Annotated in this window: 17 protein-coding genes; 9 read left to right on the top strand and 8 right to left on the bottom strand. The window is 54.1% G+C overall.

Annotation, left to right across the window (positions count from 1 at the left end; all coding sequences use genetic code 11):
- Nucleotides 1-230: 230 nt before the first annotated feature.
- On the top strand, nt 231-914 hold the full coding sequence (locus Q3A88_RS16480; RefSeq protein ID WP_110163214.1) for a gamma-glutamylcyclotransferase: 684 nt from the start codon (nt 231-233) through the stop codon (nt 912-914).
- An 80-nt stretch (nt 915-994) separates the two neighbouring features.
- On the opposite strand, the gene Q3A88_RS16475 is transcribed toward Q3A88_RS16480, so the two are convergent.
- The 4 genes from Q3A88_RS16475 to narX form a co-directional block, all read right to left on the bottom strand.
- Nucleotides 995-2,035, bottom strand: coding sequence for a DUF481 domain-containing protein (locus Q3A88_RS16475; protein ID WP_110163215.1), 1,041 nt, complete (start codon nt 2,033-2,035; stop codon nt 995-997).
- 302 nt (nt 2,036-2,337) lie between these two features.
- Nucleotides 2,338-3,615, bottom strand: a complete 1,278-nt coding sequence (locus tag Q3A88_RS16470) for an acyltransferase family protein (protein WP_110163216.1) — start codon at nt 3,613-3,615, stop codon at nt 2,338-2,340.
- 305 nt (nt 3,616-3,920) lie between these two features.
- Entirely contained in the window at nt 3,921-4,571 is a 651-nt protein-coding gene (gene narL / locus Q3A88_RS16465) for a two-component system response regulator NarL (protein WP_010276892.1), read from the bottom strand.
- The gene (gene narX / locus Q3A88_RS16460; RefSeq protein WP_181393576.1) at nt 4,564-6,372 is read right to left on the bottom strand and encodes a nitrate/nitrite two-component system sensor histidine kinase NarX; all 1,809 of its coding nucleotides are present in this window, start codon (nt 6,370-6,372) and stop codon (nt 4,564-4,566) included. Before narX ends, narL begins: the two co-directional genes overlap by 8 nt.
- Nucleotides 6,373-6,708: 336 nt before the next feature.
- Here narX and Q3A88_RS16455 point away from each other — a divergent pair, with 336 nt between their 5' ends.
- From Q3A88_RS16455 to narI, 5 genes are all read left to right on the top strand, one after another.
- Nucleotides 6,709-8,097, top strand: coding sequence for a NarK family nitrate/nitrite MFS transporter (locus Q3A88_RS16455; RefSeq protein WP_039289088.1), 1,389 nt, complete (start codon nt 6,709-6,711; stop codon nt 8,095-8,097).
- Between the two features lie 714 nt (nt 8,098-8,811).
- Nucleotides 8,812-12,573, top strand: a complete 3,762-nt coding sequence (locus tag Q3A88_RS16450; RefSeq protein WP_317178302.1) for a nitrate reductase subunit alpha — start codon at nt 8,812-8,814, stop codon at nt 12,571-12,573.
- A complete protein-coding gene (gene narH, locus Q3A88_RS16445) occupies nt 12,573-14,138 on the top strand; it encodes a nitrate reductase subunit beta (RefSeq protein ID WP_010276902.1) in 1,566 nt (521 codons plus the stop codon). The genes Q3A88_RS16450 and narH overlap by 1 nt, the downstream gene beginning before the upstream one ends.
- A complete protein-coding gene (gene narJ / locus Q3A88_RS16440) occupies nt 14,131-14,850 on the top strand; it encodes a nitrate reductase molybdenum cofactor assembly chaperone (protein WP_014915595.1) in 720 nt (239 codons plus the stop codon). Before narH ends, narJ begins: the two co-directional genes overlap by 8 nt.
- Nucleotides 14,850-15,539: a respiratory nitrate reductase subunit gamma gene (gene narI / locus Q3A88_RS16435; RefSeq protein WP_014915594.1), complete on the top strand. Its 690-nt coding sequence runs from the start codon at nt 14,850-14,852 to the stop codon at nt 15,537-15,539. The genes narJ and narI overlap by 1 nt, the downstream gene beginning before the upstream one ends.
- Before the next feature lie 101 nt (nt 15,540-15,640).
- Here narI and Q3A88_RS16430 read toward each other — a convergent pair whose 3' ends face one another.
- Nucleotides 15,641-16,513 carry an EamA family transporter gene (locus Q3A88_RS16430; protein WP_039467599.1) on the bottom strand — a complete coding sequence of 291 codons (873 nt, stop codon included), beginning with the start codon at nt 16,511-16,513 and terminating at the stop codon, nt 15,641-15,643.
- A 62-nt stretch (nt 16,514-16,575) separates the two neighbouring features.
- Between Q3A88_RS16430 and Q3A88_RS16425 the strand changes: the two genes are divergently transcribed.
- The gene (locus tag Q3A88_RS16425) at nt 16,576-17,103 is read left to right on the top strand and encodes a MarR family winged helix-turn-helix transcriptional regulator (protein WP_039288856.1); all 528 of its coding nucleotides are present in this window, start codon (nt 16,576-16,578) and stop codon (nt 17,101-17,103) included.
- Between the two features lie 3 nt (nt 17,104-17,106).
- Nucleotides 17,107-17,583, top strand: coding sequence for an OsmC family protein (locus Q3A88_RS16420; protein ID WP_317178301.1), 477 nt, complete (start codon nt 17,107-17,109; stop codon nt 17,581-17,583).
- Nucleotides 17,584-17,685: 102 nt separating this feature from the next.
- Here Q3A88_RS16420 and Q3A88_RS16415 read toward each other — a convergent pair whose 3' ends face one another.
- Genes Q3A88_RS16415 through Q3A88_RS16405 form a run of 3 tightly spaced genes read right to left on the bottom strand, consistent with a single transcriptional unit; the run spans nt 17,686 to nt 20,751 of the window.
- Entirely contained in the window at nt 17,686-18,828 is a 1,143-nt protein-coding gene (locus tag Q3A88_RS16415; protein WP_317178300.1) for a DSD1 family PLP-dependent enzyme, read from the bottom strand.
- Entirely contained in the window at nt 18,828-19,766 is a 939-nt protein-coding gene (locus tag Q3A88_RS16410; protein ID WP_205559308.1) for an ornithine cyclodeaminase family protein, read from the bottom strand. The genes Q3A88_RS16415 and Q3A88_RS16410 overlap by 1 nt, the downstream gene beginning before the upstream one ends.
- 10 nt (nt 19,767-19,776) lie before the next feature.
- Nucleotides 19,777-20,751, bottom strand: a complete 975-nt coding sequence (locus Q3A88_RS16405; RefSeq protein ID WP_317178299.1) for a threo-3-hydroxy-L-aspartate ammonia-lyase — start codon at nt 20,749-20,751, stop codon at nt 19,777-19,779.
- 301 nt (nt 20,752-21,052) lie between these two features.
- Between Q3A88_RS16405 and Q3A88_RS16400 the strand changes: the two genes are divergently transcribed.
- Entirely contained in the window at nt 21,053-21,676 is a 624-nt protein-coding gene (locus Q3A88_RS16400) for a transcriptional regulator (protein ID WP_180786497.1), read from the top strand.
- The last annotated feature ends 294 nt before the right edge of the window (nt 21,677-21,970 follow it).

Below are 21,970 nucleotides of genomic sequence, written 5' to 3'. Positions count from 1 at the left end.
AAATTCGAATTATTTAGGGTACAAAATCGGAATTTTGCGTGAGTGAAACATTATCACGAACTTTTTCTGTTTTTGTGACTAGTATCAAACTTGATTGCAAAGCCATAAATGAATAACCTCAAGATCCATAGTGTTGTAAAATTAAGCAGATGAAGCAGTTAGATTTGTACACGCAGGGCGAGAGCCGATCTGACGAGCAGCAAAAAGAGTAAGGTTGGGGGTAGTAAGTAGTGTTAACACGCGATTTTTTGCAGAAAGCAGATTGTAGAACGTCTTTTGGTTGTATTGAAGAAACCTTACTGCTCACCCCGCAGCAGCGGGCTGACTCGTTGGATAGGACGCTGGCGCTCCGGCCAAATAGCTGTCCTGTTTGGGTGTTTGGCTATGGTTCGCTCATGTGGAATCCGGTTTTTGACGCCGAAGAAACCTGTCTGGCCACGTTGGCAGGGTGGCAACGTGCCTTTTGCCTGCGCCTCACCATCGGCCGTGGTACGGTAACGCAGCCGGGGCGGATGCTGGCGCTGAAACCCGGTGGGCAAACAACGGGATTGGCTTTCCGACTGCCGGAAACCTCATTGCGTGAAGATTTGGAGCTGCTGTGGAAGCGTGAAATGCTGACGGGCTGCTATCGTCCGCTCTGGTGCGAACTGCACCGCAAGAACGGTGCACCGCTGACGGCGCTGGTGTTTGTCTCCGAGCCAGAGCATCCCCTCAACGAAAATGATACCTGCATTCAGAGCGTTGCCCCGCTGATTGCGCGCGCGAGCGGTCCGCTCGGCACCAATGCGCAATATCTGTTTGCGCTGGAGCAAGAGCTGAAAAATCATGGGACGGAAGATGCAAGCGTGAGCGAACTGGCACAGCGGGTGCGTATCCTGCAACAGTCGTGCTCTGCGGCATCAGGGAACGGCTAATAACGAAACAGCGATGAGTGGAAGGATTGAGGTGAACGACAATATCGCCGTTCACCTTGAGACACTGTGAAGCCACTGACTTACCAGCCGACGCCAACACCCATGGTGTACAGCGTGTCGTCAACATTCCCCTGATTACTTTCGATACGGGTACGTGACACTTTCATCGTCATCGAAGACCAGTCGGTCAGCTTGAAGCGCATGCCTGCATCCGCTTTCAGATAGATTGGCGCAGTGCCGTCAAATGAACGCCCCAATTCACCGTTGGTGAAGGCTTCAACCGATTTGCTGAACAGGTAGCGGTTGTACGCCCATTTGATCCCACCGGAGTAGAAGTCATCCTCGCCCTGATCGCGGTAGACGAAGGTTTGGGAGTTGACCAGTGACGTCAGTGAGAACGCACCTAAATCGTTATCCCAGAACTGATAACCGGGACCGAGACCGAAAGAGCGGTTGATTTTAATGCTTTCAATCCAGTCGCGTTTGTACTGATAACGACCCTGCCAGAACCAGTTCTCATCCACGAACTTATCCAGTGCATATTCGCCAGCCGCATTCTTGGTGCTCTCGACTTTATCCTCTTTTGCCAAATGGTAGCTGGCATCAAGGTTGTGTCGCCACGTATCGTGACGCGCTTTGGTGTTCAGCGTCACATCGTAGTTGTCGGTTTCTGTCGAACTTTTCTTATGCGACATGCCGGCGTCAATGTTGCCTTTCCAGGCGAAATCGGTCACCAGCGGCTTCTGCGCGACGATGGACGTGATTTCAGAAAGTGGCAACGTTTGTGGGCCAGCCGCTTCGTTAGCCAGCGATGGGCTTGCGACGACGGCGCGGTTTTCGCCCGCTTTAACAGCCGGATACAGAACGCCTTTCTCGTAGCGTTCGCCTTGAATCACCAGACCATGGTCGGATTCAAAGGTTTTCACCTTATCCCAGGCAACAGAAATAGAGCCGGCATAATCGGTGTTGATAAAGAGTTTACCGCCGTCAAGCAGTGTGATTTTCCCTGTAAGCTGGTCGCCATTGGTCAGCCAAATGGTGTCAGCGCGGCTCTGTGTAATGCCAGCAGAGAGGGCGATAACCAGGCTGAGGGAAGAGAGTGCGTGTTTGGATAGTGTCATTATTGCCAAGTAAACAGTGGTGACAGGTATTGAGATGTCCGTCAAAGACAAAGACGTACAGCCGATGATAAAGAACCGGTTTAGTCCGGAACGGCAAACATTAACAGGAATCGTAGTGATGCTCTACCCGAAAACGAAAATTGATTAGAATGTAAATAGTTATAAAAGTGGCTATTGATGATTAACAGCTATAACGCGACAGCTGTCACATTTTTGGCTGGCGGAAAGGGGATGAGTCGTGCAGGGATGATGCTCTCTGACCCTGCTTGTTTCAGGCCAGAGAGCGTGTGCGATCAAGAGCGCTATGCGGTGCGCTGCGTGCGGGAGGTGCTGTTGTTGCTCAGGAAACGTGTGGTCAGGAACGTCCTTACGCGGAACACGATCTGTTCCTGGAAGAGAACACAGAGCGTCACGGTGCTGAGCAGGAAAATGATATAGCCCGTCATGGACAGCTGTACCTGACCCGCCGCGGAAATGCACTGGCCCCAGTCGCTGAAGCAGGCCATCGGGTTACCGCGCACCAGCTGTTCCAGCGTACGGAACAGATTAAAGAGCGGAACGTGTAGCGCAAAGATAGACAGCGAAGCTGCTCCCAGTCGGGGCGACCAGTGCCGCAGCCAGTCACTGTTAGGTTCACGCGCCAGCGCGCTGAGACAAACCAGACCGACCTGAGCCGGCAGAAGCAAGCCGTTGTGCAGCAAGAAGTACCAATAGGCTTCGCCTTTTGTGAACAGCCAGGTAGCGACAAGGAAATTCACACCGATAAAGAGGGCGAGTGCGTAGCGCTGGCCTTTGGTCAACGGTAAGCGATCTTTCTGACGATAATGACGGAAAAGCGCATAGCCCAATATCCCGGCCAGGAACTCTGGCAGACGGAAGATCGGCCCACGCTGCAACAGCCCGGTGTACGGCATACCGAACTGCTGTTGCCAGATCACCCAAATCGGCGGTAGCAGATACAGCAGGCAGACGATCCCCATCCACAGCCACGGATGGCGACTATTCAACAGACGCGGTGCCAACAGCGGAAACGCCAGATAGAAAAAGAACAGCGTGGAAAGTGACCATAACGGGGCATTGAAGGTCAGGAAGTAAGGATTCCATGCCTGCAACATCAGTACCTGCAATAACCCGTTGAACGCCAACTGTGCATTCGTCATGTAATGGCGCAGCGTTTCGGGGTCGGCTGCGGGATCGTTGGTGTCATAAATGACGAAACGCGCGCTGGCGACTTGTCCTTCCGGTGGCACGGCCAGCCACTGCATCAGTGTGACAACGGCAATCGAAGACAGCAGGGCAATGATATGGATGGGATAAAGATTAAAGAAGCGTTTGGCCCAGAACTGGCGAACAGGTTCACGCAGACGTCCGTCCTTAATGTAGACATGGGCTAGCAAGAAGCCAGACAGGACAAAGAACGTGCTGGTCGCGAAGAATCCCATGCTGGTGAGCTCGCTCAGGAAAGGAATGCGCTCACGCTGGGGATAAACGTGTACTGTGTGATAAATCATCACGTAGCAGCCGAGCAAAAACCGTAACCATTCCAGGCCGATAAACCGCTCCTTACTGACCTTTTTCATGTTGTTCCTCAACGTTAAACTCGGTGTAAAAGCCGAAAAATGCGATTACTAACTAGTTTAGACGAGAGCAACGTCACATTAATTAGGATAATGGCTATAAATGCCGGTGCCGTTTAGCAAGCGTTTAGATTGGGCGGGGTGTTGATGGTATTTCCAACAATTATTTTCATCAACCCTGTTTTCATCAACTTTGTTTTCATTAGCTACGGCGGCATCCTCGCTCACGCGAGGATAATCTCGGACGGAAGGGCGCCAGAGCGCCTTATCCGTACCGCTGACAATAGCGGTATCTTGTGACGATGGGATTAAATCACTTTTTCTTGTAATACCCAGACAGCCGCTTCAACCCGTGATTTTAGCTTCATTTTTTTCAACAGGTGTTTGACGTGAACCTTAACGGTACTTTCGGTAATCGTGAGCTTGCGGGCAATCACTTTATTGGATAATCCCTGAGCCAGCAGCTTCAGAATATCGCGTTCGCGTGGCGTGAGCTGCTGAATGTCCCGGTCGCTGCTGTGGCGGCTTTCACGCAGGCTGGCGGCCAGAATCGGGGTCAAGGTTTCACTCAGTACCATTTTTCCTGACGCTGCCTGATGCAGCGCAGCCAGCAAATCTTCCGGCTCCATATCTTTCAGCAGGTAACCGTCAGCACCATTTTTCAGGGCATTGACAACATCGTCTTCATGGTTGGATACGCTAAAGACGACAATGCGGCCAGACAGCGATTTTTCCCGCAGACGATTCAAGGTTTCCAGGCCATTCATGCCGGGCATGTTCAAATCGAGCAGAATCAAATCCGGATCCAGCTGTTCCGCTAGCTCGACACCCTGTTCGCCGTGACTGGCTTCACCTGCCACCTGCAATTCTGGGTCCATGCTGATGAGTTGCTTAACGCCATTCCGCAACATGGGATGGTCATCAATCAGCAGTAGGGTGGCGGCATCTTCGTTAATCATGAGTTTCTCCTGTTAATGGCAGCCGGTGACGATATTCGGAGAGGAAGTTGACATTGACTTCAGTGCCCCCCGACGGCCGGCGTCGAACAATGCATTCGCCGTGCAAACCCCGTGCACGGTCGCGCATGATAATAAGTCCGTAGTGGTTGGCGCGGCTGGCATCATCCGGAATACCGATGCCATTGTCGGCTACGCTGAGTTCGATGTAGCCCTGACGTAGTTGCAGGGTGATATCGACCTGTGTGGCCTGCGCGTGTTTATAAATATTGCTCAGCGCTTCACGCACAATTTGCAGGACGTGAATACCTTGGTGAGCGGAAACCGACTGCGGCGGCAGGCGGTAATGCAGTTCGATGGGATAGCCCAGTCGCTTGCTGAATTCATCGACCGACGCCCGCAGCGCGGCGAGTAAGCCGGATTCCGACAGCTTCAGCCGGAAGGTCGTCAGCAACTCACGCAGTTGGCGATAGGCTGTGTTCAGCTCCTCCCGCATTTCCGTCAGCAGCTGTTGTGATGCGGGTGGCAAATCGTTGCCCTGCATTTGCAGACAGCTCACCTGAATTTTCAGGCAGGAGAGGGACTGGGCGATAGAGTCGTGCAGTTCGCGGGCAATCGTGGCGCGTTCTTCCATCAGCATCAACTGCTGTTGATGGTTAGATTGGCGCTCCAGCGCCAGCGTGCTGGTCAACTGTTCCAGTAAGGTATTCAGTAACTGATTCTGATCGCGGCTCAGTACCGTGTTGCCCGGCAGCGTGGCCAACACGACGCCATATTGCCCGTGCTTGTCATGCAGGTCCCAGCAGTGAGGCTCGCCCGGCAGCTCTTCCCGTTTTGCCTGCATCCCGCAGCTCTGACAGCTGTTATCCGGGCAGTGATCCGGCTGTGACTGGCTGCAATCGCTAAACTGGTGAAACTGTTCCTGATTGTTATCTTCATACAGCCGCAGTTGAATATTGCGCAGCGGAGTCAGCGACGGCAATTCGTTCAGGATCGGCATCAGTCGGCTACACAGCGGTGCGCCGGTATGCAGGCGTCGACTGGCGCGATAGAGGAAAGACAGCAGATCGTTTTTCTGTTGCAGGTCGGCCGTTTTCTCGGCGACGCGCAGTTCCAGACTGTGGTACATGGCGGAAAGTTCATCCGACATGCTGTTCAGCACCTGTCCCAGCGTGCTCATTTCGTCATGACCGCTGATAGCGACGCGCTGGGTGAAGTCACCTTGCCCGATAGCTTGTCCCATCGCAACCAGACGTCGCCATGGTGTCAACAGTCGACGGCGTAGGTAAAAGAACGTGGTGACCAGCAGAATAAACATGATGCCGATGAAGATGCGCTGCACCAGCGTGACCATCCTCAACCGCTGTTCGGTTTTATGATCGATGGCGGAAACCAAATCGTCGAGCTGTTTCACGAAGCGGGCGACATCCGCCGAGGCATCAGCAGAGTTCGTTGCCTGCCGCAGGTGCGGTTGCAGGTTTTCCAGCCAGAAAACACGCAGCGCAGTGAATTGTTCGCTAAGCCCCTCCCGACGTACTGCCTGCTGTAGGTCGCTGCTGATTTCGTCTTCTTCCAGCTCTTGCAGGTAGATTTCATTCTCGGCAGAGAGCGGCACCATCGAGAGCAGACGGTAACTCTGCATACGCAGCGAGCCTGCTTTATTGATAGCGTGCGCGTTCCCTTGAATGCTTTGAGACATCCAACTGGAAACCGACATACCTGCAATACCCAGCAAACCGAGTAGCAGCATCAATAAGGCAACCTGATTGACGAGCGACAGCGGCAGCAGGAAACGTTTCAACATAATAAAGCGACCTCTGCTGGAGGAGTAGAAAACCAGTACCGAGAAGGATAACCCTTTAGGCATTTTTCCCGATCCTACATGATAACCCTATACCTACTAGTGAGTACCACCGAATATCCGCCCCTTGAAAGGGGATATGACAGTGAGAAAAAATAGAGATATAACAGCTTGAATTATCGTTGCTTATTTTTCTATTTTTATTACTCATTAAGGAGTGTGGTTATTTTTACACGGTTTTTTTACCTGACAGCGCGTTGATTTGCATCAACTTTACCTGCGGTGTAATCCCTAATGTTGCGCCTTAATTCTACCGCGTTTTTATTTATCGAGGTTTTTATGACGCAGCCTTCATCACCCGAAAAAGTATCGCAAAGCACGCTGATAAGGGAATGGAACCCTGAAGATACAAAATTCTGGCAATCTGGCGGCCAACGGATAGCACAGCGTAATCTTTGGATCTCTGTACCGTGCCTGCTGTTATCGTTTTGTGTCTGGATGATTTTCAGCACCGTAGCCGTTAACCTAAACAAGGTCGGATTTAGTTTTACCACAGACCAGTTATTTTTGCTGACCGCGCTGCCTTCTGTCTCCGGTGCGCTATTACGTGTTCCATACTCCTTCGTTATCCCAATGGTTGGCGGTCGCCGTTGGACGACATTAAGTACCATCATTCTGGTGATCCCGTGTATTTGGCTCGGGTTTGCCGTACAAAACCCGCAAACGCCGTACAGCATTTTCGTCACCATTTCTCTGATGTGTGGTTTCGCGGGTGCTAACTTCGCGTCCAGCATGGCGAACATCAGTTTCTTCTTTCCCAAATCACGTCAGGGTAGTGCGTTAGGCATTAACGGCGGGTTGGGCAACCTCGGTGTGAGCGTGATGCAGTTGCTGGTGCCGGTGGTGATTTTCCTGCCGATTCTGGGCTTCTCTGGCAATGGCGTTGTTCAGCCTGACGGGCACCAGATCTGGCTGCACCATGCAGCATGGATGTGGGTACCGTTTTTGGTGATTGCTGCAACCGCTGCCTGGTTTGGCATGAACGATCTTCCTGCGCCTAATGCGTCAATACGCAAGCAGTTGCCGGTTCTGAAGCAAATGCATCTGTGGGTGCTCAGCTTTCTGTACTTGTCCACATTTGGCTCATTTATCGGCTTTTCGGCGGGCTTCGGCATGCTGTCCAGAACACAGTTTCCAGACATCGTGATTCTGTACTACGCGTTCTTTGGACCACTGCTGGGGGCGTTGGCGCGTCCGGTGGGCGGAATGCTGTCTGACCGTTTTGGCGGTGTGAAAGTCACGTTGATTAACTTCATCTTGATGGTGATTCTCTCGGTATTACTGTTCCTGTCCCTGCCGAGTGCGAACTCTGCGGGTTCATTCGGGATGTTCTTTGGCATCTTCATGATGCTGTTCCTGACGGCTGGTCTGGGGAGTGGGTCAACCTTCCAGATGATCGCCGTGATTTTCCGTAAATTAACGGCAGATCGCGTGAAAACTCAAGGTGGAAGCGATGCGGATGCGCAGCGTACAGCAGCCACGGATACCGCAGCAGCGCTGGGCTTTATCTCAGCCATTGGCGCTATCGGCGGCTTCTTCATTCCTCAAGCCTTCGGGATGTCGCTTGAGTTAACCGGTTCACCTACCGGTGCGATGAAGGTGTTTGTGGTGTGCTATGTCGTGTGTGTATTGGTGACCTGGTTGTTCTATGCCAGAAAGAAAAGTTAGCGGCCTACATTTCCGAAATATTCTCTGCCTTCGTTTTTCCCGGCGTAAAAAATTGTGCTGAGGTGGGCGTGGTTGCCGGGTGAGGCGCATGGATGCGACGAAAACCAGTGCCGCGTCGGGAACGCGTCACTGGTGGCCCGAATTGCAGCCACGAACGCCGAAGGTATCGCGTAGCGACACAATTAGCGCCAAATAGCCACAGGTCAAGGAGCGCGGCAATTGAGCGCTCCTTGTCGGGCGCGTGCTACGAAGTAGCATGAAAATGACAGTGTTGTCGCGCACGAAACATTCGCAATATCTGCATAAAACATAAAAATATAACTACGACGCCTCCTCCTTTTCGGGGAGGCGTTTTTTTTCGCGCTGCATCCAGCTACCCCCTTTACTGAATTTGTACGATTTTTCGTCGCTTCCCGACTACTACCTCTAAATAGTCGTGTGTATGAATTCAGTATAAGCACAAAACGAATGGTTTTATTTTTATCTTTTAAAATCAATTAATTATGTGTTTTTTCTGTAATAATTCTTTGGTGGTAGTTAGCGATATACTCCGTTTTTCACAGGGTGACACTCTTGATCGTTATCAAGTTTGACAACGCGGTTGCTGGATACCCTAGCGCCAACTTGAGCGATGTGTCGTAAGCAAAAACAGATGTCTGCTACGAGCATTTCATAACGACAGGGGCCAGCAGGCTTCGCAGCAGGAGAGTCCGGATGAGCAAATTCCTTGACCGGTTACGTTACTTCAAACAACTGGCCGAACCGTTTTCCGATGGGCATGGCCAGACCCTCAATACCAATCGTGACTGGGAAGACGGCTATCGCAGTCGCTGGCAGCATGACAAAATCGTGCGTTCTACCCACGGGGTAAACTGTACCGGTTCATGTAGCTGGAAGATTTATGTGAAAAACGGTCTGGTGACGTGGGAAACGCAGCAGACTGACTACCCGCGCACCCGCCCGGACCTGCCTAACCATGAACCTCGCGGCTGCCCACGCGGTGCCAGCTACTCTTGGTATCTCTACAGCGCCAACCGCCTAAAATACCCAATGATGCGTAAGCGCCTGCTGAAACTGTGGCGTGAAGCGAAACTGACGCATAGCGATCCGGTGGATGCCTGGGCGTCTATCGTCAATGACCCCGAAAAAACCAAATACTACAAACAAATTCGTGGCCGTGGTGGCTTCGTTCGTTCTGACTGGAATGAAGTCAACGAACTGATCGCTGCCTCTAACGTTTACACCACCAAGACCTTCGGCCCAGACCGCGTGATCGGTTTCTCACCGATTCCTGCGATGTCGATGGTGTCCTACGCAGCGGGCGCCCGTTACCTTTCTCTGCTCGGCGGTGTGTGCCTGAGCTTCTACGACTGGTACTGTGACTTGCCACCGGCGTCACCGATGACCTGGGGTGAGCAGACTGACGTACCGGAGTCTGCCGACTGGTATAACTCCTCTTACATCATTGCCTGGGGCTCTAACGTTCCGCAAACCCGTACGCCGGATGCGCACTTCTTTACGGAAGTTCGCTACAAAGGCACCAAAACCGTTGCGGTCACGCCGGACTACGCTGAAATCGCCAAGCTGTGCGACCACTGGCTGAACCCGAAACAAGGTACCGACAGCGCAATGGCGCTGGCAATGGGCCACGTTATTCTGAAAGAGTTCCACCTCGACAAACCGAGCCAGTATTTCAGCGAGTACGTTCGTCAATACACGGACTTACCGATGCTGGTGCTGCTGGAGCCGCGTGAAGACGGTTACTACGCGGCGGGTCGACTGCTGCGTGCTTCCGATCTGGTGGACAACCTCGGCCAGGACAACAACCCGCAGTGGAAAACCATCGCGATTGACGATGAAAGCGGCAATCTGACGGCTCCGCAAGGGTCGATCGGCTACCGTTGGGGCGATCAGGGCAAATGGAACCTGGAACAGCGCGACGGCGTGAGCGGCGAAGAAGTGAAGCTGCGCTTGAGCCTGCTGGGCTCGCACGACGATGTGGTTGATGTCGGCTTCCCGTATTTTGGCGGCGCGGTCAGCGAACATTTCAACAATGTTGCGCTAGAAGAAATCCTGCTGCACAAACTGCCGGTTAAGCGCCTGACGCTGGCTGACGGTAGCGAAGCGCTGGTTGCCTGCGTGTATGACCTGACGATGGCGAACTACGGTCTGGATCGCGGTCTGGGCGACGACAACTGCGCACGTGATTATGACGATGTGAAAGCGTACAGCCCAGCCTGGGCCGAGAAGATTACTGGCGTTTCTCGTCAGAACATCATCCGTATTGCGCGTGAATTCGCGGATAACGCCGATAAAACGCACGGTCGTTCGATGGTCATCGTCGGTGCCGGTATCAACCACTGGTACCACATGGACATGAACTACCGCGGCATCATCAACATGCTGATTTTCTGCGGCTGTGTTGGTCAGAGCGGTGGCGGCTGGGCGCACTATGTCGGACAAGAAAAACTGCGTCCGCAAACCGGTTGGACGCCGCTGGCGTTTGGTCTGGACTGGCAGCGTCCGCCTCGTCACATGAACAGTACGTCGTTCTTCTATAACCATTCCAGCCAGTGGCGTTATGAAACCGTCGCGCCGCAGGAACTGCTGTCACCACTGGCGGATAAATCTCGCTTTACTGGCAGCATGATTGACTTCAACGTGCGCGCCGAGCGTATGGGCTGGTTGCCGTCTGCACCGCAGCTGAACGTTAACCCGCTGGATATCGCAGAGAAAGCGCGTGCTGCTGGTGTCACGCCGCAGGAATATACCGTTGCTGCGTTGAAATCAGGCGAAATCAAATTTGCCGCTGAACAGCCGGATAGTGAGCAAAACTACCCACGCAACCTGTTCATCTGGCGTTCTAACCTGCTGGGTTCCTCCGGTAAAGGCCACGAATACATGCTGAAGTACCTGCTGGGTACGGAGCACGGCATTCAAGGGCAAGATCTGGGTACCGCGGGCAGCGTGAAGCCGGAAGAAGTGGAATGGCGCGACCAGGGCGTTGAAGGCAAACTGGATCTGGTGGTGACGCTTGATTTCCGTATGTCTAGCACCTGCCTGTACTCCGACATCGTCCTGCCAACGGCAACCTGGTACGAAAAAGACGACATGAATACCTCGGATATGCATCCGTTTATTCACCCGCTGTCTGCGGCTGTCGATCCGGCGTGGGATTCCAAAAGTGACTGGGAAATCTACAAAGGCATCGCGAAAGCCTTCTCCCGCGTCTGTCAGGGACACCTTGGTCAGGAAACCGATCTGGTTACCTTGCCTATTCAACACGATTCCCCGGCTGAAATGGCGCAGCCGTTCGGCGTGGATGACTGGAAAAAAGGCGAATGCGATCTGATTCCGGGCAAAACTGCACCGCACCTGATGATGGTGGAGCGCGATTACCCGAACCTGTACGAACGTTTCACCTCGCTCGGTCCATTGATGGACAAGCTGGGCAACGGCGGTAAAGGCATCGGCTGGAACACGCAGACCGAAGTCGATTTCCTGAAAAAACTGAACTACACCAAGGCTGACGGTGCGGCGGCGGGTCGTCCGAAGATTGAAACGGCGATCGATGCGGCAGAAGTGATTCTGTCTCTGGCTCCGGAAACCAACGGTCAGGTAGCGGTGAAGGCATGGGAAGCGCTGAGCAAATTCACTGGTCGTGACCACACGCATCTGGCACTGAATAAAGAAGACGAAAAAATTCGCTTCCGCGATATTCAGGCGCAGCCGCGCAAGATTATCTCCAGCCCGACCTGGTCTGGTTTGGAAGATGAACACGTTTCCTATAACGCCTGTTATACCAACGTTCATGAGCTGATTCCGTGGCGTACGCTGTCCGGTCGCCAACAGCTGTATCAAGACCATGAGTGGATGCGTGCCTTCGGTGAAAGCCTGCTGGTATACCGTCCGCCGGTCGACACCCGTGCGGCTGAGCCGGTGATGAATAAGAAACCTAACGGCAACCCGGAAAAACCGCTGAACTTCCTGACGCCGCACCAGAAATGGGGTATTCACTCCACGTACAGCGACAACCTGTTGATGCTGACGTTGGGTCGCGGTGGCCCGATTATCTGGCTGAGCGAAGACGATGCCCGCGATTTGGGTATTGCGGATAACGACTGGGTAGAAGCGTTTAACGCCAACGGTGCGCTGACGGCGCGTGCGGTTGTCAGCCAGCGTGTGCCAGCGGGAATGACCATGATGTACCACGCGCAGGAACGCATTATTAACCTGCCGGGGTCGGAAATTACCCAGCAGCGCGGCGGTATTCACAACTCGGTAACCCGTATCACACCGAAACCGACCCATATGATCGGCGGCTATGCCCAACTGGCTTATGGCTTTAACTACTATGGCACCGTTGGGTCAAACCGCGATGAGTTCGTCGTAGTTCGTAAAATGAAACGCATCGACTGGCTGGATGATGAAGGCCAGGACTATGTACAAAAAGCGGTACAGCAGGAGAAAGCCTGATGAAAATTCGTTCACAAGTGGGCATGGTGCTGAATCTGGACAAATGCATCGGCTGTCACACCTGCTCCGTTAGCTGTAAAAACGTCTGGACCAGCCGTGAAGGGATGGAATACGCCTGGTTCAACAACGTCGAAACCAAACCGGGCGTGGGTTATCCCCATGCCTGGGAAGATCAGGAAAAATGGAAGGGCGGCTGGATCCGTAAAATCAGCGGTAAGCTCGAACCGCGTATGGGTAACCGCATCAGCGTGTTGTCCAAAATCTTCGCTAACCCGGATGTGCCGGAAATCGACGACTACTATGAGCCGTTTGACTACGACTATCAGAACCTGCGTAAAGCGCCGGAAGGCAAGCATCAGCCTGTCGCGCGTCCGCGCTCGCTGATTACCGGTCAGCGGATGAAGAAAATCGAGAACGGCCCGAACTGGGAAGACGATCTGGGTGGTGAATTCAGCGTGCGCTCCAAAGATAAGAACTTTGAGCATATGCAGAAAGAGATGTACGGCCAGTTCGAAAACACGTTCATGATGTATCTGCCGCGTCTGTGCGAACACTGCCTGAACCCGGCGTGTGTGGCGACCTGTCCGAGCGGCGCGATCTACAAACGTGGCGAAGACGGTATCGTCCTGATCGATCAGGACAAATGCCGCGGCTGGCGTATGTGTCTGACCGGTTGCCCGTACAAGAAAATCTACTTCAACTGGAAGAGCGGCAAATCAGAAAAATGTATTTTCTGCTACCCGCGTATCGAAAGTGGTCAACCGACGCTCTGCTCAGAAACCTGCGTCGGACGTATCCGCTATCTGGGCGTACTGCTCTATGATGCCGACCGCATCGAGCAAGCGGCCTCTGTGGAAAACGAGAAAGATCTGTACCAGAGCCAACTGGATGTGTTCCTTGATCCGCACGACCCGAAAGTCATTGAACAAGCGCTGAAAGACGGCATTCCAAACAGCGTCATTGAAGCGGCACAGCAGTCGCCGGTATACAAAATGGCGATGGACTGGAAGTTGGCGCTGCCGCTGCACCCAGAATACCGCACGCTGCCGATGGTCTGGTACGTGCCGCCGTTGTCACCGATTCAGTCTGCTGCGGATGCAGGTCAATTGGCGCACACCGGCGTACTGCCGGACGTCGAAAGTCTGCGTATTCCAGTGCAATATCTGGCGAACCTGCTGACCGCAGGGGATACCGAGCCCGTATTGCTGGCGCTGAAACGTATGCTGGCGATGCGTCACTACAAACGTGCAGAAACCGTAGAAGGCAAAATCGATACCAGCGCGCTGGAACAGGTTGGGCTGACCGAAGCGCAGGCGCAGGAAATGTACCGCTATCTGGCGATTGCGAACTACGAAGATCGTTTCGTGATTCCATCAAGCCATCGTGAACTGGCGCGTGAAGCTTTCCCAGAAAGCAAAGGCTGCGGTTTCAGCTTTGGCGATGGTTGCCACGGCAGCGATACCAAATTCAACCTGTTCAACAGCAAGCGTATTGATGCCATTGATGTCAGCAACAAAACGCGCGACATGAACAGCAAAATCATGCGGGAGACGAACCATGATTAGCCTGCGGATTATTGCCCGCCTGCTGGACTATCCCGACAGCGAGCTGTGGGAGAACCGGGCTGAGTTGATCGAAGCGGTAGAGCAGGCTGATGCTTTGCCGCTGCGCGAGAGTCATCAGCTCATGCAGTTCATCAATACGCTGTGCGCGCAGGATTTGTTGGACAAACAGGCAGAATATAGCGGCCTGTTTGACCGCGGTCGGGCGACCTCGCTGCTGCTGTTCGAACACGTTCACGGTGAGTCTCGCGATCGTGGTCAGGCGATGGTCGATCTCATGCAGCAATATCAGGATGCCGGTCTGGCACTGGATTGCCGTGAGTTGCCGGATTACCTGCCGCTGTATCTTGAGTACCTTTCTCGTCTGGAACCCGCGCAAGGTCGCGCGGGTTTACTCGACATCGCGCCGATTCTGGCGTTGATTGGTGCGCGTTTGCAGCAGCGCGACAGCAGCTATGCCGTGCTGTTCGATCTGCTGTTGGCGTTGTCCGGCAGTGACCTGAAAAGTGACGATGTCACACATCAGGTCGCTGACGAAGCGCGCGACGACACGCCGCAGGCGCTGGATGCCGTGTGGGAAGAGGAACAGGTTAAATTCCTCGGCGAAGAAGGCTGCGCATCGGCCCAACAAACGCAACACCAACGCCGCTTCGCTGGCGCGGTGGTGCCGCAATATCTGAATCTTGACGCTACATCAGCGGGAGGGCAACGCTAATGAGTGCAATCACGAACTATTTCAATATATTCTTTTTTGACATCTATCCTTACCTGGCGATGGCTATTTTCCTGATTGGCAGCTGGCTGCGTTATGACTACGGTCAGTACAGCTGGCGTGCCGGTTCGAGCCAAATGCTGGATAAGAAAGGGATGCGTCTGGCGTCTAACCTGTTCCATCTGGGGATTCTGGGCGTATTTGCCGGGCACTTCCTCGGTATGCTGACGCCGCACTGGATGTACGAAGCCTTCCTGCCAATGGATGTAAAACAGAAAATGGCGATGTTCGGCGGTGGTGCGGCAGGTCTGCTGACGTTTGTCGGTGGCGTGCTGTTGTTAAAGCGCCGTCTGACCAACCCGCGTATTCGTGCCACGTCCAGCGTTGGCGACATTCTCATTCTGTCTCTGCTGGTGATTCAGGCTGGTTTAGGGCTGCTGACTATCCCATTCTCTGCACAGCATATGGACGGCAGTGAAATGCTGAAGCTGGTCGGTTGGGCGCAAAGCGTAGCGTTCTTCCAGGGCGGGGCGTCTGAGCATTTGGCGGGTGTCGCACTGATCTTCAAGCTGCACATCGTGCTGGGGCTGACGCTGTTTGTTCTGTTCCCGTTCTGCCGTCTGGTTCACATCTGGAGCGCTCCGGTCGAGTACCTGACGCGTCGCTACCAGTTAGTACGTAACCGTCGCTAAGTATGATAAACACAGCGGCGTTATCATAACGCCGCTGTTTTAACGCCTTCCTTTTCATCTTTCCCCGCCAACAACGAACGCCATCAGCAGTTCTTCGTTGATTATTTACCCCGCGCCGTCGTCCATTGCACGGCGAAGACGCTGGCTAATACGATGGCCAAACCCAGAAATGCCGTACCGGTCATCGACTGTGAAAGCAACGCCCAGCCTAGCACCACGGCGGTCAGCGGGCTCAGCAACCCCAATGAGGCAACGGCAACCGTCGGCAGGCGCGATACGCCACGAAACCAGAGCCCATAAGCGAGCACGGCACCCGCAAGACAGAGATAGGAATAGGCGGCCCACTGTGGCAGGGTTAAAGCAGGCAGCGGCGCATCGGCTATCCATGCAACGGGTGCCAGCATCAACCCGCCGAGGAAGAGTTGCCAGCCGGTAAGCGGCAGTACGGGCAAATCAAGTTGCCAGCGACGTGTTAACCAGACCCCGGTCGCCATACATACCGCCCCCAGCAGCGCGGCGGCAATGCCCACGGGCTCAAATGTTGTCTGCGGCGACAGCAGCAAAATGGCCATGCCCGCCACACCGATGATCGCCGACCACAGCGTCGCCAGTCTGGGCGCACGATGATCCACTGCCCAGACCAACACCATCACCAGCAGCGGTTGGATCGCGCCAAGGACGGCTGCCAGTCCGCCTGGCAAACGATAAGCCGCGACAAACAGCAGCGCTTGAAAGACGCCGATATTCAGGGCGCTGAGCACGAGCACACGCCACCAGTCTCGGCGGGCGGGGAAGCGGCGCGTGAATAAGAGCAGTAGCAGACCCGCAGGCAATACGCGGATAAGCGCCGCCGTAAAGGGGCGATCTGGCGGCAGGATTTCTGATGTCACGATGTAGGTCGAGCCCCAAATCGCGGGAGCCAGCGCCGTGAGTAGGACGTCACGCCAATAGTGTGGTGAGGATGTAGTGTTCATGACTTTACCTTCAATTCAAGATATCATGATAGTGTTGATTAATTACCTTGAAGTCAAGATAAATGAAAAATCAAACCAGCGAACGCGAATACGACGCGGTAGATGCCATCCTTGAACAGTGGCGGCGCGAACGGCCCGATCTGGATGCCAGCCCCATGGGACCGATTGGACGCCTCAGACGATGTGCTGCGTTCCTCGAACTGCGTCTGGAGGCCTGTTTCTCCCGATTTGAACTGAGCAGTTGGGAGTTTGATATGCTGGCTACGCTGCGGCGTGCCGGTGCGCCACATTGCCTCAGCCCGACGGAACTGTTCTCCGCGCTGATGGTGACGTCAGGCACCATGACTCATCGACTAAAACGCCTTGAAACCCGAGGATTTATCGAACGTGTGCAGAACGCACAGGATGCGCGCAGTACGCTTGTGCAACTCACCGGCACAGGGCTTGAACTGATTAATCGTGCCGTTGAGGCACACATTGAGAACGAACGTCAGGTGCTCTCTGTACTGCCTGCCGATGTGTTGGCTTCTCTTGATGCTAACCTTGCAGCGCTACTGCGAGGGCTGGAAAACCATAACAAAGGGAACTGAATCATGTCTGAATACCGTGCTTCAATCTGCTGGCAGCGCGATGGGCAAAATTTTATTGATAACCGCTACAGCCGATTGCATCAGTGGCAGTTTGACGGTGGTATTACGCTGCGCGCCTCGTCGTCACCGCATGTCGTCCCGCTGCCTTTTTCGCTGGAAGACGCAGTCGATCCTGAAGAGGCGCTAGTGGCCTCGTTGTCCAGTTGCCATATGCTGTGGTTTCTTTCCGTTGCAGCTAAAAAGCGCTTCTGTGTCGATGACTATCAGGATAACGCGGTGGGCACGATGGGCGTGAATGCGGCAGGAAAAACGGCGATGCTGGACGTCACGCTGCGTCCGCAGGTCACATTCAGCGGCGAAAAGCAGCCTACTGCCGAGCAGTATGCCCAGTTGCATGAACTGGCGCATGACGCCTGCTACATCGCCCATTCGGTGAATTTTCCGGTGAACTGCGAGCCGACGTTAGGGACGAGCAACTGAACTGAATGCGCTAACGGCGCGCAGAAATAAACATGCGTAATGCGAAATGACCGCCCGACGCGTTCAGATCGGACGGTGTGACCGATTACGGTCAGCCGAGCATTACCAGCCGGTAATGCGCTGCCAGGTTTCCTGCTCGTGCGTGCGTGATTTCAACACCTGATAGTGCTGATGCATCGCGGCCGTCGCGCAGGCGTGGTTAGGCAATATCCGCAACCGCGTGCCGACGGGGAAATGATCGACCGAAAGCCCACTGTCGGCGGGTAGCGCAATGATGCCGTGTTCCTGATTGGTGATCGTCACGCAGAGGTCGTGGTAAGGGCTGCCATACAGATCGCAAACCAGCCCGTAACCGTAATCTTTTGCCTGAGAGGCCGTACCGCGATCGCGGGAAAGTGCCATCCAGCCCGCATCGATAAACACCCAGCCTTTTTCGCGATTATGTCCAATCACAGTGCTGACGACCGACAGCGCGATATCATCCAGCGAACAGACCCCGACATTTTTCATCACCAGATCGAACGTGGTGAAAACGCCTGCTCTGACTTCGGTAATGCCAGTTAAATCCTCGGCAAAGTGCGCCGTCGGCGTGGCACCGACGCTGAGCACGGGGCAGGCAATTCCCAGCGCGCGCACTCGCTGTCCGGCGGTATTGATGGCTTTGCACTCGGCGCGTGCAGCTGCTCTGATCGCCTCGTCCGTACGGCAGGCGTACGATTCTCCCGCGTGTGCCAGCAGGCCGGTGAGCGTCGTGCCGTTGCCGTCGATCTGTTGTGCTAGCTCAAGTAATGCGCCGCTTTCCGGTGGGATGCCGCCGCGATGCCCGTCACAGTCGATCTCAATAAAGACCGAAAACGTCACGCCATTGGCGCGTGCATAATCCGTCACCGCGCGCGCCTGTTCTGGGCTATCCAGCAGAATATGAATATCCACGCCTTTGCGGATTAAGCTGGCGATACGCGGCAGCTTGTGCGGGGCGATCCCTACGGCGTAGAGCAGATTGGTATAACCGGCGGCGGCAAAGGCTTCCGCTTCTGCCAACGTCGAAACCGTCGCGGGTGACGCCGCGTCTTTGAGCAGATAGCGACCGGCTTCAATCGAGCGTAGCGTTTTGAGATGCGGCCGGATCTGGCTGCCTAATTTTTCCGTACGCTGATAAAGCCTGTCGATGTTGCGTTGAAAGCGGAACTCATCGATCAGCAAAAAGGGCGTTTCCAGCGCGTTAAGCCATTCAATATTGTTCATTATGCACCTTCATTTTGTTTAGCCTGCTGCCAGGCGGCAAGAATGCGTTGGCCGATATATAAGTCCTGAATGGACAAACCGGAGCTGTCAAACACGGTGATATCGTCCGGCGTTTGTCGTCCTGCTGCGCTTGCACTAATCACGTCGCCGATGGCGGTCAGCGTCACATGGGCTGGCGCGTGTTGGAAGTCACCAATCATTCGGGACTGGGAAGGCAGATCGCAAAACAGGCGGCCTGCGGTAAACAGCTCTGGCGGCAGTTCCTGCTTGCCGACGGCGTCCGATCCCATGCTGACAACATGCGTTCCGGCGCTAACCCACTCGGCGTTAAACAGCGGCGTGCGTGATGGCGTTGCGGTCACGATGATATCCGCCGCGCGACACGCGCTTTCGGCATCGCTGACGTGCGCATCCAGTCCGGCTTCCTTGAATTCTTGTGCCATCTCTGCGGATTTGCTGCTATCACGCCCGACGATCAGCAGGGTACGAATGGGCCGAATTCTTGCCAGCGCGGCGCATTCATAGCGGGCCTGATGACCGGTTCCGAACACGGCGAGAACCGAAGCATCGGGTCTTGCCAGCAAATCGGCGGCAACGGCGTTGGCGGCGGCGGTACGAAAGGCGTTTACCTTTCCGGCTTCAATCGCGACCGCTATTTTCCCGATTTGCTGATCGAACAGCAGAATGAGGGAATTATGGCGGGGCAGCCCGTTGGCGGGGTTTCCCGGCCAGAACGAACCGACTTTTAGTCCCGCGAGTTCATGGGTTGCTGAGGCCTTGATGCTGAAGGTGTTGGCCGGATCGGAGCCTTGTCCGTGCACCACGGGGAAACTGCGTGCTTCAGGTTCGCTGGCGGCGAGCAGGGCTTCACGAACGGCGTCATAAGCCAGCTCATGACTGATAAGCGCCGCTGACTCTGCTTCAGAAATAAAGATCATCGTTTTTTCCTTAGGCGTTGCCGGTCAGAAATGCACCGTAGCGGCTGATATCGACATTCCCGCCGCTGATAACAATGCCGATGCGTTTACCGCGTAGCGATTCCCTGAGATTGCGCGCCGCTGCAAAGCTGAGGCATCCCGTTGGCTCAACGACGATCTTCATGCGCTCGGCATAAAACCGCATCGTGTCAACCAGGTCGTCATCCGTCACGGTCAGAATATCGTCGACGTTCTGACGAATCAGGGCGAAGGGGTAGTGGCCGAGTTGCTGTATTTGTGCGCCATCGGCAATGGTTTGCGGTGTGTCGATATGCACGATATGGCCACTGCGAAGCGATTGCTGCCCATCGTTGCCTGCAAGGGGCTCGACGCCATAAATTTTGCCATGTGGAGACAGTTGACGGGCGGAAAGCGCAGATCCCGCCAGCAAACCTCCACCACCTACGCAGACGAACAAGGCATCCAATTCGCCTGTCTCTTCCAATAGCTCTTTCACCACCGTTCCTTGCCCGGCAATAACATGCGGATGGTCGAAAGGAGGAATGAGCGTCAGGCCATGCTTTTTCGCCAGATCGTTACCGATCTGCTCACGATCTTCAGTGTACCGATTGTATTGCACCACGTTGCCACCGTAGCCCCGTGTTGCGGCGATCTTTATCGTGGGGGCATCATGCGGCATGACAATCGTTGCGGGAATGCCGAGTAATTTGGCGGCCAGCGCAATCGCCTGCGCATGGTTACCGGAAGAGAAGGTGACCACGCCAGCCGCTTTTTGCGCGTCAGTGAATTGTAATAAGGCATTCATGGCGCCGCGAAACTTAAATGCGCCTGTACGCTGGAAGTTTTCACACTTGAAGAAAACCTCTGCACCGAATGTGTCATTGACCGTGCGCGATGTCATCACCGGTGTTTTATTGGCATAGCCATCAATACGTTCCGCTGCGGCTACCACATCGTCGTAAGTGGGGAGGCGTAAGTCGCTCATAGTTGGATAATCCGATGTTAGTGATTATGAATACCGGAACCGTCGTTCCGACGCTGTCGAATGCTTGATAAACAAAATATACAAAATTAGATAAATTGTCTAATGTGATTTATCTTTAGGTTTTCGACCACCGTGAGGTGCATCGCGTGTCGCTGAAAAAAGTGGGAACGAGTACGTGTTGCGGAACTCGGAGCGACCGCTGACGACATCGCGTGTGGGTACTAAATCAGGTGTACTTACAGTACACTCAGCGCCAGAAAACGCGCTTGCGCAAGCATGAGTAGAGGAATGGGAGAGGAATATGTCTGCATCTGGAGAAGGTCTGCTGCTGACGCAATTAGAAGCGATAGCGAAAGGGCTGAGCGAAACGTTTGCGCCATTCTGTGAAGTGGTTGTGCACGATCTGAAAAACCCAGAACACGCGATACTTTCCATTCACAATAACCTCTCCGGCAGGGAGGTGGGTGCGCCTGCAACGGAACTGGGCCTTGCCCGTATCGCCTCGCCCGAATTTCCCAATATTTTGGCGAACTACGCCAACCAGTTTGCAGACGGACGCCCGGTAAAAAGCACCTCGGTCGGCATCAAAAATGCGGAAGGTGACTACGTCGCGGCGCTGTGCCTGAACGTCGACATGACACTCTTTCGCGGCATGCAAAATGCGCTGGCGCAGTTCACCCAGCTCGCGTCGGACTCCGTAACGGAGCATTTAGAACCAAACGGCGCGGCAGCGATCAGACAACACATCGATCACTTCGCCGCCCGGCTTGCCACCACACCACGGGCGCTAAAAGCGCAGGACAGAAAAATCCTGCTTCAGGAACTGAAAGACAGCGGCCTGCTGGAAGTCAAAAAATCCATGGAGACCATCGCACAACACCTCGGCGTATCACGGGCGTCGGTTTATTTGTATGCGAAGGATTAAGTAAAGGGCGGCGTTTAATGCCAGATTGTTTTGAGACGCCAAGTTACTGATGTGATGATGGTTGAATTTTTTAAGTAAAATGGTCGTAAATCAAGAAATGTATACGACCATTAGACGTTATCTTCAAATGAGCGATTAACAGCTAATTTTTTCTTATATAGAGTAAATTCTGGGTCACGTATTCAACTCGGTGATCGTCAGGTAGAATGTTCATCTGTTTTCCTAAATATTTAGAAGAAGAGCCTGATGGCAACGGTTGAGGTAAAATGCCCGTTTTGTGAGCAAACAGACCCG

It is taken from the genome of Pectobacterium sp. HCp5_1 (assembly GCF_032905925.1).
Classification (GTDB): Bacteria; Pseudomonadota; Gammaproteobacteria; order Enterobacterales; family Enterobacteriaceae; genus Pectobacterium; species Pectobacterium brasiliense_A.
Note: the sequence above shows the minus strand (reverse complement) of the source record. Positions and strands in the feature narration are given on the sequence as shown.